Origin of the sequence: Candidatus Methanoperedens nitratireducens, assembly GCF_900196725.1 — an archaeon.
GTDB lineage: Archaea > Halobacteriota > Methanosarcinia > Methanosarcinales > Methanoperedenaceae > Methanoperedens > Methanoperedens nitroreducens_A.
On the sequence record NZ_FZMP01000004.1, the window covers coordinates 1 to 13254 of the forward strand.

Annotated in this window: 18 protein-coding genes; 5 read left to right on the forward strand and 13 right to left on the reverse strand. The window is 44.7% G+C overall.

All coding sequences use genetic code 11. From position 1 onward, the window contains the following. Window positions 1-583: 583 nt before the first annotated feature. Window positions 584-1453 (forward strand): UbiA family prenyltransferase, encoded by an 870-nt coding sequence (locus MNV_RS00330; protein WP_096203364.1) that lies wholly within the window; start codon window positions 584-586, stop codon window positions 1451-1453. A 134-nt stretch (window positions 1454-1587) separates the two neighbouring features. Here MNV_RS00330 and MNV_RS00335 read toward each other — a convergent pair whose 3' ends face one another. The 5 genes from MNV_RS00335 to MNV_RS00355 all read right to left on the reverse strand — a co-directional run bounded on the left by MNV_RS00335 (window position 1588) and on the right by MNV_RS00355 (window position 5640). Next, entirely contained in the window at window positions 1588-2580 is a 993-nt protein-coding gene (locus tag MNV_RS00335; protein ID WP_096203365.1) for a class I SAM-dependent methyltransferase, read from the reverse strand. Next, on the reverse strand, window positions 2577-3575 hold the full coding sequence (locus tag MNV_RS00340; RefSeq protein ID WP_096203366.1) for a homoserine dehydrogenase: 999 nt from the start codon (window positions 3573-3575) through the stop codon (window positions 2577-2579). Before MNV_RS00340 ends, MNV_RS00335 begins: the two co-directional genes overlap by 4 nt. After that, complete coding sequence (locus MNV_RS00345; RefSeq protein ID WP_096203367.1) at window positions 3572-4084, reverse strand: amino acid-binding protein; 513 nt, start codon at window positions 4082-4084, stop codon at window positions 3572-3574. The genes MNV_RS00340 and MNV_RS00345 overlap by 4 nt, the downstream gene beginning before the upstream one ends. Before the next feature lie 32 nt (window positions 4085-4116). Beyond that, on the reverse strand, window positions 4117-4602 hold the full coding sequence (locus tag MNV_RS00350) for a hypothetical protein (protein ID WP_179293708.1): 486 nt from the start codon (window positions 4600-4602) through the stop codon (window positions 4117-4119). 81 nt (window positions 4603-4683) lie between these two features. Beyond that, the gene (locus MNV_RS00355; protein ID WP_096203369.1) at window positions 4684-5640 is read right to left on the reverse strand and encodes a hydantoinase/oxoprolinase family protein; all 957 of its coding nucleotides are present in this window, start codon (window positions 5638-5640) and stop codon (window positions 4684-4686) included. Window positions 5641-5868: 228 nt separating this feature from the next. Here MNV_RS00355 and MNV_RS00360 point away from each other — a divergent pair, with 228 nt between their 5' ends. After that, window positions 5869-6120: a winged helix-turn-helix domain-containing protein gene (locus MNV_RS00360; RefSeq protein WP_096203370.1), complete on the forward strand. Its 252-nt coding sequence runs from the start codon at window positions 5869-5871 to the stop codon at window positions 6118-6120. Here MNV_RS00360 and MNV_RS00365 read toward each other — a convergent pair. The 3 genes from MNV_RS00365 to rbr form a co-directional block, all read right to left on the reverse strand. Then, window positions 6117-6320: a hypothetical protein gene (locus MNV_RS00365; RefSeq protein ID WP_096203371.1), complete on the reverse strand. Its 204-nt coding sequence runs from the start codon at window positions 6318-6320 to the stop codon at window positions 6117-6119. The two genes, MNV_RS00360 and MNV_RS00365, sit on opposite strands and share 4 nt — an antisense overlap. Window positions 6321-6450: 130 nt before the next feature. Further along, a complete protein-coding gene (locus MNV_RS00370; protein ID WP_096203372.1) occupies window positions 6451-6861 on the reverse strand; it encodes a YkgJ family cysteine cluster protein in 411 nt (136 codons plus the stop codon). 22 nt (window positions 6862-6883) lie between these two features. Next, on the reverse strand, window positions 6884-7456 hold the full coding sequence (rbr, locus tag MNV_RS00375; protein WP_096203373.1) for a rubrerythrin: 573 nt from the start codon (window positions 7454-7456) through the stop codon (window positions 6884-6886). Window positions 7457-7662: 206 nt separating this feature from the next. Between rbr and MNV_RS00380 the strand changes: the two genes are divergently transcribed. The 3 genes from MNV_RS00380 (at window position 7663) to MNV_RS00390 (ending at window position 10216) form a co-directional block, all read left to right on the forward strand. Next, complete coding sequence (locus MNV_RS00380; protein WP_096203374.1) at window positions 7663-7947, forward strand: antibiotic biosynthesis monooxygenase; 285 nt, start codon at window positions 7663-7665, stop codon at window positions 7945-7947. Between the two features lie 32 nt (window positions 7948-7979). Next, window positions 7980-8579 (forward strand): hypothetical protein, encoded by a 600-nt coding sequence (locus MNV_RS00385; RefSeq protein WP_096203375.1) that lies wholly within the window; start codon window positions 7980-7982, stop codon window positions 8577-8579. A 464-nt stretch (window positions 8580-9043) separates the two neighbouring features. Beyond that, a complete protein-coding gene (locus MNV_RS00390) occupies window positions 9044-10216 on the forward strand; it encodes a citrate/2-methylcitrate synthase (RefSeq protein ID WP_096203376.1) in 1173 nt (390 codons plus the stop codon). Between the two features lie 49 nt (window positions 10217-10265). Here the strand turns inward: MNV_RS00390 and MNV_RS00395 are convergent, their stop codons facing one another. The 5 genes from MNV_RS00395 to MNV_RS00415 all read right to left on the reverse strand — a co-directional run bounded on the left by MNV_RS00395 (window position 10266) and on the right by MNV_RS00415 (window position 12972). Further along, window positions 10266-10736: a flavodoxin family protein gene (locus MNV_RS00395; protein ID WP_096203377.1), complete on the reverse strand. Its 471-nt coding sequence runs from the start codon at window positions 10734-10736 to the stop codon at window positions 10266-10268. A gap of 80 nt (window positions 10737-10816) precedes the next feature. Continuing rightward, complete coding sequence (locus MNV_RS00400; RefSeq protein WP_096203378.1) at window positions 10817-11128, reverse strand: hypothetical protein; 312 nt, start codon at window positions 11126-11128, stop codon at window positions 10817-10819. Between the two features lie 319 nt (window positions 11129-11447). Next, window positions 11448-11858, reverse strand: coding sequence for a VOC family protein (locus tag MNV_RS00405; protein WP_096203379.1), 411 nt, complete (start codon window positions 11856-11858; stop codon window positions 11448-11450). A 19-nt stretch (window positions 11859-11877) separates the two neighbouring features. Continuing rightward, window positions 11878-12396 carry a nitroreductase family protein gene (locus tag MNV_RS00410; RefSeq protein WP_096203380.1) on the reverse strand — a complete coding sequence of 173 codons (519 nt, stop codon included), beginning with the start codon at window positions 12394-12396 and terminating at the stop codon, window positions 11878-11880. A 147-nt stretch (window positions 12397-12543) separates the two neighbouring features. Beyond that, window positions 12544-12972 carry a hypothetical protein gene (locus tag MNV_RS00415; RefSeq protein ID WP_096203381.1) on the reverse strand — a complete coding sequence of 143 codons (429 nt, stop codon included), beginning with the start codon at window positions 12970-12972 and terminating at the stop codon, window positions 12544-12546. Window positions 12973-13254 lie beyond the last annotated feature (282 nt).

Consider the following 13254-nt stretch of genomic DNA (forward strand, 5'->3'; position numbering starts at 1 on the left):
TAGGTAGTATTAATACTCCTTAATGGCGAAGGTATTGTAAGATAGGAACCCAATTGCATTTATGATTGCAGCGGTTGCGGTCACTGTCTTGGCCCTCCTATGTTGATAATTCTGAAGCTGAATTTACTGGCAGATTTGTTGCTAACAAAAAATATTCATTGTTCCCCTTCTCTTTTCTGGCTTTTGGATTGTATTTCGGATTCAAAATCGCCACAATATTAAATACAGGTCTGCCCTTTTCGAATTGAATTTGTTGTTGTTGTTGCAGCGTAAAGTATCACGTTCAGTGCGTCTTGAATACTGTATTGTACCTTCAGGTAGTTTTATTATGGGGGTACCCCAATTTATTTTTTAGTTTACAATTCGGAAGTATGGGGTTTCGGAAGTACTGAATTAAAACAATACTTTTTTATTATAGAAAAGATTAACAACACCTGTAAATCAAAAATGATAATATCACTATTTATAAAGTGATTTAAATTTGCAAATGGCAATATTGCCATTTAATAGTTAATCATGCCATGCATAGCGATCTATCGCATTTGACCCTACAGGTAAGGTTACTCAATTTCAGCGGGGTTGATTGGTAAATTTGGTTAAGATATCCCAAGCTCTTGATTTCCTGGTATTTTCGAACTTATACATTTCCCTTGGTGCTATGAGCCTCAGCTATGTTCTTTTCAAGCTCGCAGGAACTCAGGTAGATTATATAATATTTATACCGTTTCTTATTATGTTTGTAATTTACACGTTCAACAGGAAGACCGATGCGAGAGAGGATGCATTAAGTGATCCAAATAAATTCAAATTTAATGAACTGTACAACAAATACTTCCTTGCATTTGCCTTTGCAGGCTTCGGATTGTTAGTTGTCTTTAGTTTTACTAAAGGCATAAAATACGGCCTGGAAGTTCTTATGCCTTTTGCAATAGGTATTCTATACAGCAGCAGGATTTCCTTAAAATCAAAAATGATACGTCTGAAAGACATTCTCTTTTTTAAAAATTTTATTGTAGCCATAACATGGGCTTTTGTGACAGTAATAATACCGGCATCATTCCTGAATATACCTTTTAAACAGGATATATACCTTCTCAGCTTCTTCGTTTTCTCAAGACTGCTGATAAGTGAAATTTTTTGTGATATAAAAGATGCAAAAGGCGATCCTGAAGCCGGTACAAAAACAATAGTCACTGTATATGGGCTCTCATTCACAAATAAGCTTCTTTTTTTCCTGAATATCGCTTTTACATTAATCTTGATTATTGGGTATTGGGTGGGAATATTGAGTACTTTTTTGCTTGAGATATGTATTTTTAGTGCAGGCTACGGATTTTTCTATATATTATTGTACAATTTAAAGCTCATAGAAATAAATAAATTATCCAATATTATTGTTGATGGACAATTTATCACCGTTGGATTTTTTGTATTCTTGACAACATCTCTCTGATCAGGTAACCCGGAAGAACATTATTTAAAACCTTATCTTTTCTATTTCCGATTCCCTCATATTGTTCTCCATCTTCCAGTCATCAAGGAACTTTACTTTACCTGCCATGTTTAAATCATTTTTCATCGATATCACTAACCCACCCTGGCATCCACTACCACATGCCACACTCCCGGCGAATATTTCTTAATCCTCCGCACATCAATTATCTCCGCTCTTTTCCCAAGCCTCCCCGCAGCCTCAATAACCCTCCCAACAGGGCGGCTTTCTACCGCCTCAGGCACAGCCTCATGGTAATGAAGAATCCCGCCGGGTAAGAGCGCACTGATACCGTGCCCAAGGTATTCGTGCGCATCCAGATATCCCATGAGCACCCTGTCTGCGACCCCGCACGGGGTAACGAGCGCGCAGTCCCCGCGTATGGGCTCTATAATCTCCCCGACTTTGTTAAGCTGGATGTTCTCTTTCAAATAACCGAACGCTACCGGGTTGAGCTCAATGGCAATTATTTTCCCGGGTTTTGAATGCACTGCCATGGGAATCGAAAAATACCCGATACCAGCGAACATATCCACGACGGTTTCACCCTTTCCCAGCTTGCTCATCCGCTTTTTTTCAGTAAGGTTTCCCCGGGAGAACATGAGACGCATGGCATCTATTTTAAAAAGGCAGCCGTTCTCCTTATGAATTGTTTCAGTCCTGCTGCCTGCGATTATTTCACGGTCAGGCTGTCTCATTTTGCCGCTTATCCCCCTGTCAAGAAGCGTGGTCTTGCATCCCGGATAAATGGACAGCAGGGCATTCCCTATCTCTTTTTTATGTACCTCAAGTTCCCTGCGCAGCGATACGATGATTATATCCCCGAGGATCTGCCATCCTGAAGGTAAAAATAGTTTCTCGCTGTCCGGCATATCAAGGATTTCACTGAGTGTTTTTCCTGGGATATAAAATTCAGGATTAGCCTGCTCGATAAGAATAAATTCGTCATTTTTAAACGAATCCGTAACCGGGATCTCCACAAAACCGTCCTTTTCCACAAGCTTTCTTGATTTATCAAGAGCGCCTTCAAGAAGCAGTTTCTGCCTTACCGGTTCAGCCTCCGCCGTGCTGGCACGAACAGCTTTCATGAATTTCTTGCAATGAAAACTATATCGCTCAGGATAGAACTTGCGGTCTCAATAGAACCTGCGCCCTTCCCGCTGATCGTTATCCTTCCTGCAAGGTCGGTCTGTATGGATGCCACGTTCAATGTGCCGCCCACGGCAAGAGGGTGCCTCTTCGGAACAAGGCGCGGTGCAACTGTAAGTTTGCCCTCTGTCGCTTCGCAGATAAGTTTTATCAAATAGTTGTTCTCATTCGCAAGCTCCAGCGCCTCAGGGGTTATTTTAGTGATGCCTGTAACATCCACATCGTGATACGTAGCGTTATCTCCGAAGACCGAGTTTGCAATAATGACAAGTTTGCATGCCGAATCAATGCCTTCCACATCATATGTGGGGTCAGCCTCAGCTATTCCAAGCTCCTGCGCCTCTTTAAGCACAAGCTCATACGGCATCCTTTCTTCTGCCATCCGTGTAAGGATATAGTTGCAGGTCCCGTTAAGTATGCCTTCAATCCCGACGATGGTATTTCCGGCAAGAGCCTCATGAATGAGGTTGAATATCGGAACAGCCCCGCCCACGGTCGCCTCATACCTGAACATCACGCCGTTATCCTCGGCAGCTTCCTTTAATTCCGAGAACCGCAGTGCAAGAGGGCCTTTATTGGAAGTGACCACATGCTTCCCGGATTCAAAGGCGGAAAGCATATTACCAAGTCCCGGCTCGCCGTCCTTTATGCTCGTAGGTGTCGCTTCAACGACAATATCATGGTCGGTACCATTGATAAGGTCAAGTACGCCGTCACTGTCTGCTGCAACGGTGCCGGTCTGTTTTTTCCTCGCGATCGCATTTTTCAGGTCTATTCCCTGTTTGTTGACCTCGCACCCGCCCGAATCCGCAATCCCTACTACACACAGATCGATGCCCTGTTTATGAAGGTACTCCTGCTTTGACAGGATGGAGCGCGCAACTCCCTGGCCGACAGCACCGAAGCCGATGATGGATAATCTAACTGTCTTCATGCTGCCCCCGAGTTAAGCTTGATAGGCTCTATCATGAGCAGGTCTTTTGTCTCTGCCACGTCCCTCAGGATTTTTACCGCTTTTTTCAATTCATCCTCACCGACCGCATTGATCACAAGATATGCCGAGGAAGTCTTCTCTATTGCTGGCATGGAAATCGAAAGGTCAACCACTTCCGCGAAACCCGTTGAATCTATCCTTTCGATAGTATCTCCGATATCCGAATGGATAATATGCCCTATGAGAACGACAGAAACAGAAGACCGCAGCCGCTCCTCCCCCACTCTTGCAACTCTGACCCCGCTGTTCTCAAGCCGTTCGGTAAGTTCATTAAGGACGCCCTGGTCTATTTCAAAAGTTACCTGTACAGGGATTGTTCCTCGTGGGGTTTTCTCTTCGTGCTGGTGAACAACGCTCATAATATTCCCGTGAAGCTCTGATATGGGCGAAAGCGCCAGAACCAGCTGCCCCGGAATATCCTTGAGTTCAAGTGTCATCGAAACAATCATAGCCATCCACTATGCACAGGTGAGTAATAAGTTTATTTGGTGGTAAGGTCCCGCCACGCAAGCAGCCCGCCTGCCGCAGCAACCGAGCCGCCGAGCAGCACCACGTAAAGCCCATACCCGACTCCCGACTGTAAGGTGGCTCCGAGGAATTCTCCTGAGAACTGACCTATACTCTGCAGGTTAACAACCCCGCCTCCGATTATCAGGAGCCCACATGCGAACATTGCCAGGCTCTGCAGTTTCTCGCGAAGGAACACAGCGACCGCAATGCAGGCAATGCCGAGAGCAAGAACACCGACACCCTGGAAACTCCAGTCCGCTTTTCCGCTCACAAGCCCGAGCAGCATACCACTGCCATTTACCCATCCCATGCCATTCACCGACAGGCTGGAAGCTAAACCTAAAGCGCCTGCGCTTGCACTTGCAGAATACCATGGGAGAAAGACACTGACAACCGATATCATGCCGCCGACCATAGTTAGAATCTGACTTTTTTCAAAATTGTTTTTAGTACCCATAATATCACCCTTTTTTGCTATCATTAACTGGCATTTATATAAAACATTCGTCCTTTGATTACAACTAATGGAGACTATATCTCATCTCTCTTCAACCAGCCGCGCCACAGCATATGCAGGGAATACTTTTGAGATTTCTTTTCCATATTTCCCGGATATCAGAACAACATCAAGCCCGATCTCGCAAGCGGCTTTTTTAACAAGGAACTCACCGAGACCGCATGCAACTACCCTGTCCAGGTCATGACGCTGCGCAACATCGCTTATAGCAGATGCGATATCGCTGACCTGCTTTTCCATCGCCTGTTCAGCGATCGAAAAAACCTCTTTTTCTCCCATCTCCGTGAGGTCGGCGCACACCACACGGGCTATCCTCCTCCGGGCATCTATCATGGTTTTCCCTGCGCCGTCCGGCGTGTCGCAAGTGTAATCCTGCCCGGAGATCATTCCCAGCACCAGATAGGCATCTGCAGATATTGCAAAAAGTTCGGACGAGATACGTGATGCTGCACCGCTGATATTTACAGAATCAAGGATAGCTGCCAGGTTCGTGCGCAGCGCGCCGGTGTATACAAGCTCTCCGCGTTTTAAGCGCTCAAAGTCTGTTCCGGCTGCAAGAGATTTACCGTTTCTGACCGGAATTATATCCGTTGTGGTCGAGCCGGTATCTACGAAGATGCAGTCCTCAAAATCCCTGCCTGCAGTAAGCGCTGAGGCTGTCCAGTTGGCTGCCGCGATGGTGCGCTTTTTTTCTTTTGTGAACTCACCGCTGCTATCAAGGAACCATGCATCTTTGAAGGCACTGTTAACAGCATCGACAATGTATGAGAGCCCAGCCTCCTTATCAGGGAAACAATCCGCAAGCTCACCGGTCACTACCACTCCTGTTCTTTCCGGTTTTAAGCGCCGCTCAATATCAATAAGCACTTCCGGAAGCCTTGTATTTTTCCAGAGAGGGATATAATGCAGTTCTACGGTTTTGCCATCACTGGATGCTGCCTTGGTGTTCGCGCCACCTATATCTATGCCTAATATCATAAGATACACTTTGGTGAATGTAGTTAAAAAAGATATTGAATATAGAAAACTTCATATGTTGCGAAGTCATATTATAGACCAAGCGAAGCCACCAATAAAATTGTTGGTAGCATGCTTTAAAAAAGGAGTGGAAGATACGGTATGAGATAGGAGTAGCATGGTATTCTATTTGATTCAGGATTACTGTTGCCAGCAGGCATCGCCAAAAACGGGGAAAGGTGTTAAAGGATGAAAAAAGGGAGAAGCAGATGGGAAATTATCATGGATATGCTCAAAGCAATAAATGAAGAGAACAAAGCAAGAAAGACCAGGATAATGCAGAGAGCGTATCTTGACTGGAGGAACTTTGAAAGATATCTTGACTTCCTGTTAGCCGAGGGTTTCATAACCAGGTGCGAAACGGACGCATGTTATGAACTCACGGTTAAGGGGAAGGAGATGTTACGAAGATTAAAGGAAGTGGACGAGATGCTCGGTTAAGCCGGAAGTTCCAGCAATCTCAAGCCCGCCGGTGTTATTCTTATGCTCCCGTTTTGTTTGTCTACGAACGCCTGCTCTTTGAGGAAGAGAATAACTTCGTTTAACTTATCTGACGGCAGGTTAATCTCCCCTTGTATCTCTTCAATGCTGTGCCACTGTGAATCCCTAATCAGCTCTAATATTGAATCAAGTTCTTCCATATTGTTATTTATTTTATTTGCATTTGATTTATAACCCTTCGTTTCTGGGCTATATGTACCTGCTGTGTGCTTATAACATGTGTTCTTACTTATTAAAGTTATTTATTTACTGTGTTTAAGATAAAGATATTTAAATAAACTTAAATACTTGTTCAAGTTTTATCCTGTCATCTATCTCCTCAGAATAGCGTTTCTTCAGGGCTGCAAGCATGTCCGCAGGCAGTTTATTTTTCCCGACAGCAGGGCAGCGCTCATCTACAGCGTCCACATCAATAACGGGGTATAGCTCGCATAAAGTAGGGCGGCATCTGTATATGCGACAGCGCTTTTCCTTATTTAAAAAGATACACTGCCCTTTTATCATCTTCGCTGCAAAATATGTTCCCTGCTCCCCTTTCGCTTTCCTGAAATATTTTTTCGGGTCAAGTTCCAGAGCATATTCTTTTTTGACTTTTGCTATAAGCTCCGCGACCTCCTCCCCTGTCAGGACAGCACAGTTACGGCAGCAGAGGGAATCGCAGAGCCTGATGTCGCAATCCATGCTTCACTGCATTCGCGTCGTATTACCAGTTCTCAGCCAGGATCTCATAATATGACCGGGCGTGGCTGCATGCAGGGCATACTTCCGGCGCTTCTGTCCCTTCATGGATGTAGCCGCAGTTCCGGCAGTGCCACTTTACAGTGCCGCTCTTCTTAAAGACAGAACCTTCCCTGACGTTCTTCAATAACGCCCTGTAACGCCTGTCATGAAACTGTTCCACTTCTGCGACCTCTGTAAATGATTCTGCGACCTTCGGGAAACCCTCTTCCTGCGCGACATTTGCGAATCCGGGATATAAGGTGCCCCATTCGAGCTTTTCACCTTCAGCCGCAGCAAGAAGGTTGTCTGCGGTCTTCCCGATGACCCCGGAAGGGTACATTGCTGTTATCTCAGCATTGCCCCCCTGGAGATGCTTGAAAAATACCTTGGCATGTTCTTTCTCATTATCCGCGGTCTCAAGGAAAATCGCGGATATCTGCTCGAATCCCTCGTTCTTTGCTGCACTTGCGAAGTAAGTATAGCGGTTCCTTGCCTGAGATTCACCGGCAAAAGCTGCAAGAAGGTTCTTTTCTGTCTGGCTCCCTTTAAAATTCATTTTAAATCACTCTTAATTCGATTTATATTTCAAGTTTAATGATTATTTTGACTTTCATGTTTCATAAGCCTTTGGAACTTCAAAACCTGAAAATAGGCGTTATCACCCAACTCTATTTTCGCCCTCATACCATTGCAAGAATAATCCGGATTAAAGGAAATATTTAAGAACAGATGAAACATAAGTTAACTTGGGAGTGTTAAATTATGGTATATTTACTTGTACGGCATAAAGTCAAAGACTATTCCAAATGGAAAACTGTATTCGATGAGCACGCGACTACACGCAAGTCAAGTGGTTCCAGAGGGGGACGTCTCTTCCGTAATGCTGATAACCCGGATGAGATTGTGATCCTCTTTGAATGGGAAAACATTGAAAAGGCGAGAAAATTCGTCCGGTCAGAGGACCTGCAAAAGACTATGCAGCAAGCTGGTGTTTCTGATAAACCCGATGTGTACTTCTTAGAAGAAGTTGAAAAGGTGTCCGTGTAGTCCCGGTGATAAAAATTAAAAGGAGGCTAAATATGGCTAAGAGAGCAGAGGAAAAGCGCATAGTTATGCTTATGCAGTGGACGGGAGTTACAAAAGAACTCTATGAAAAGGTAAGAGAACAAGTAAACTGGGAAGGGGAAATCCCAAAAGGAGCAGTACTTCATATTGCTGCATTTGACGAAAAAGGCATAAGGGTTACTGATATATGGAAATCCGAGGAGGATCTCAATAACTTCATCCAAAACAGACTTACGCCTGTGACTAAAGAACTAATAGATACGGAACCGAATGTAGAATTACATCCACTGTACAATTCATTCATGCCCGGGCGTAGAGAAGGAGGACTGGAAACGCGCATAGTTGCGCTCGTAAAATGGGAAGGAGTTACAAAAGAAATTTATGAACAGACGAGAGAACGAGTGAACTTTGAAAGAGATGTCCCGAAAGGGTTAGTGATTCATATAGCCACGTTCGATGACAAAGGTATAAGAGTTAGTGATATATGGGAATCTGAAGAAGACTTTAACAACTTCGCCCGAGACAGACTTATGCCTGTGACTGGAAAATTAACGGATGCAGAACCAAATATTGAAGTATATCCGCTACACGCTTTATTCATACCAGGGGTGTAAAGAACCGGTGCTTTGAAAGCTGCACCAGATGTATGTAAATTAGTTCTGGAAATGAAAGAATGAGAATTTTATGCGCCCAAATTAAACCGGGAGTTAAAACTAAGAGACATTCTCACTCAGACCATGTAGTCTATGTTTTAAGCAATCATAAATCGAAAACCGCTAAAGGGAAGAGCAACCTCAGAGAGGAGGAGCTTCCCTTTTTATATTTCAGTCCCGAATTTTAAAGAGTCGAAGAAAGGGGAAAACCCGCTGGCATTTTATATGAATGCAGGTTAAATTTTTATTTCTTCTCAATCAGATAGGCGCCGATTATAATCACAACCAGAGCTATCACACTTGTAATTATACTTTTCCTCTGATAGTTGGTTTGAAAATAATACGATCTCGGGAAAATCCCGTTTCTACAAAAAGCTTAATAGCTGGCGAATCAAACTAAAAAGTAAGGGTTGGTGGGCAAAATCATGCAGGAAACAGAAGATACCGGATTAAGGGGGGTTGTGGTAGCAGGTACAAAAATAAGCGCCGTAGACGGGGAGAAGAGTAAACTGAGCTACAGGGGATACGATATCGAAGAACTTGCCAAAAAATCAACATTCGAAGAAACAGTCTATTTGCTGCTTTACGAAACACTTCCGACCAGGAAGGAATTGGAGATATTTAAAGAGATACTGGCTTCGCAAAGACAGCTTCCAAGAGGGGTGATCAGCCACCTGGAAAAAAGGAAGAAGACAGCCCACCCCATGGATGTGTTACAATCGGTGATACTTATGCTTGTGGATTTTGATAAAGACGCGCGGGTTGAGACAAAATCCGCGAATATGGAGAAATCCATAAGGCTTATTGCCAGGATACCCACGCTTGTGGCTGCATGGGACAGGGTCAGAAAGAACCTTGATGTAAAAAAGCCTGATGAGGGACTAGGGCATGCGGCAAATTTCCAGTATATGCTGCACGGGAAAGTTCCTGATGAAGAGATAGCCAGGGATTTTGATACGTGCCTTGTCCTCCATGCCGAGCATTCCTTTAATGCCTCTACTTTTACCGCAAGGGTTGTCGCCTCGACGCGCGCCAGTATGTATGCATGCATCGGAGCCGCGGTGGGCGCACTTTCCGGGGAACTGCACGGCGGAGCCAACACCCAGGTCATGAAGAACCTTGCTGAGATAGGTGATGTCGGCAGGGTAGAGGGTTGGGTAAAAACAAAACTGGATGCAGGGGAAAGGATAATGGGCATGGGTCATGCGATCTATAAAACCGGGGACCCCCGCGCCAGGATACTTGCCAGCATTTCAGAAAAACTTGCACAAAGGGCAGGAAATGCAAGGTGGTATGATATATCCAGGAAAATAGAGAGCATGACACGGAGCGAGTTCAAGAAACGCAAAGGAAAGGATATCTTCCCCAATGTGGATTTTTTCAGCGCGTCTGTCTATTATATGATGGGGATCGAACCTGACCTGTTCACCCCTATATTCGCTATTTCAAGAACGCCGGGCTGGTGTGCGCACATCATAGAGGAGAAATTCGCCGAGGCACAGCCAAAGCCAGCCCTCTACAGACCCAGCGCCCAGTATATCGGCAAGTATTGCGGTCCTGAAGGGTGTAAATACATACCAGTCGAGGAGCGGGGTTAGCACTTACCTGATGCCGGGAAGATGTGCTATTGCTGTGATGCTTATTTTGTTACACGATTATGTATTTGTATTTCTTTACCGCATCTGCGAGTTTTGCCCCCATCTCCATAGCTTTTGCCCTATCCGCTTCTCCCGGCATACCTTCTACAGCCACGCCCGGTTTGACCCAGTGGGGGTTGAACACGCCCACTACCCTGTCCATTGATTCAAGAGCTGCGACCTGACCGCCGTGACCGCTGGTAAAAAGCAATACGGGTTTACCGCTTACCTTGTTCCTTACATTGTAGAGTTCCTCAAAGAGGAGCTTAAGCTCTCCTCCCATGTACTCAAAAGCAGAATGCGAACCAAATGCGTATCCATCGGCTGAAACTGCATCTTCGGGTTTGACGTCCTTTGCCCTTTTCACGTCAACCGATACATCCCCCACTTTTCTAATCCCATCCGCGATCGCCTGTGCGAGCTTTTCGGTACTTCCTGTCCTGGACGCATAGGCTATCAGGATTTTCTTGTCATTAGCCATCTGACCATCTCCTGTAAATTGATTGTATCTAAATGAAATATAGTTTATGGTGCTCCAATTATGGATTCGCAGGCGCGATATTACCTTACATCGATCACCTTATCAAGTACAGTACTCTTAAACAGGTATACGATGATTTTCATATCGTATCCTCCTGGCTTCATTGCATCGGCAGAACTGTCGGTAGATATGGTACTATTAGTTACGATGTAACTCCCCTCTCCACCGGTCAAAGTTGCAGTGATTATCTGGTAGCCAACTGCAAAATCGGTACTTGAACGCCTGTAATCCGGTGGTCCTCCGGCGGGAACGATTGAAATCCACCAGTCGCCTGCCACGAGCCTGTCTCCCCCTTTGCTGGATTTTAATATCAGTGGACGAAGTCTCTGCATAAGATTGAACCGAAATCGAGCATCGAAAGTATCAATACGATCCCGGGCAGTAAAAGCACGCGTGTAACTGGCGAAATTGCATTTTCTTTTTTTAAAATTTAAAATTAATCGCCAATAATCTTATTAACCCGAAGGTTATAGGAGTATACGGTGTAATCTTGGACATTCTTGATGTTACAGAAGACCATATCTTTAAAACATTAGGCAGAGGCAGGGACCCTAAATATAAACCCAGACGCAAAGCTCAACTGAAAGAAACAGTTGAACCTTTTGATTTCAGCCGCCTGTTAGAATAACAATCAAGGTTAGTCCCGTTGTTTCACTGCCTGAGATTTTCTACCAGCTCTATCAGCAGCCCATCAGGATCTTTAAAGGAAGCGAGCTTCATGCTATCTTCCAGTTGTACCGGCTCTAATTCAAATACCACTCCTTTCTTCTTAAGCCCGGCTGCTGTAGCTTCGATATCATCCACAGAGAAGGCGATATGGTCGTTCAAACGAAGTGTGTTCTCTCCTATTTTGAGTTCAATACCTTCTGAGCGCTCCGGAATATCCCTGTGACCCATAAGTTCAATTCTACAACCGTCTTTTTCTACGAAGACCGCTGAGAGACCTGCCTCATCCATTTCTATTTTCATGGAAATCGAGAACCCAAGCACATCAGTATAGAATTCTACCGACCGCTGCAGATCATTTGTCAGAATCCCGATATGTTCTATCGTCTTAATCATCCGCTCTCCTCCTTTCTTTTTATAATATACGAACTATTTCATTTAAAGATTTCCTCTGCTTACTATGCTTTTTGACAAAACCTTTCTTCGGATACCCGAGCGGCGTGATAGAAAAAATGCGCTCATTATCCTTAAGTGATAGGGCTTTTCTCAGAATCACAGGGTCGTAGGCTGCAATCCAGCAGGTTGCGACTCCTTCATATTCAGCCGCGAGGATCATATGGTCGATTGCTATTGTCAGGTCTGTTTCTATTGAGTTATAGCCGTCGCTTTCCCTTACCCAGGATTCATTCACGTCCCCGACAACAACTAAAATATGCGGCGCATCCTGGAACCACGAGCGCGAGTAACACGGGCGCACCTTTTCCAGCATCTCTTGGGAAGATATTACCAGAAAACGCCACGGCTGGCGGTTCGCAGCAGAAGGCGCCAGGCGCCCCGCCTCAAGAATCCTGTTAAGGGTCGCTTCATCTACAGGCTTTGCGGGGTCGTAGTCCCTTATACTTTCCCTGTTCCTGATCAATTCGTAAAAATCCATAGCTCTATAAAATCCATGCAATCCCATATATCTGTTACTATCTGTGCTCTGATTTGTGATATTTGGCAGGCTAAATGATTAGCGTTCTCTGCAAGTGATAAAGCCATATGGAAAAAGAACATCCGATAGAGGCTTTAGTCCAAGAGATTAATCTGAAGTAACAGTCACATCACCATTTACCGTCACATTCTTTGTAATGTGTCCGGAACTACTTCTGTACTCAAAAACAGGAATGCCTTCATCCACTACCGGCTTACCATTGACAAACAGTTTCCATCCTGCAACTTCCCACCACCCTTCTGCTGATGTCTCCCAGTCAAAATCAATGGAAGTCTCACCGGAAATAAAGCCCAGGTCTTTATACACCTCCACATCCGAGCATTTGTACACCCGCAATTGCATCCTGCCTTTCGATGGTGTGGGAACTGTGGTAGGGACAGGAACATTTACCGTCACCGGGATAACAGCCAATGGAACCCTTATACCTTCGGTTCCGGAGCATACCAATGTCCGGGTTCCTGCATCTATCCAGGAAACAACTTTCAGGTCTCCCTCGCATATCGTAATTTTATACATGGCTGCGGGCTCTATAGATTTTTCACACTGCTGGATTCCATATGATGATCCGATTGCAGGGGATTGATTCTTACTATCGATGCATCCAGAAATAAGAAGTGCCAGCCCTATGATTACTATCAGGGTACGGATAAATGTTTTACTATAATACCACCTTTTTAAGTGCCTTAATCTATTTGGTAGTATAATTAATATAAATATATCGTTATTTGATTTGGAATTTGTTTACTGTTAAAGACTCCGCGATAAATCGCGAAGCATCGGCGCGTGTGCTCAGGGTTT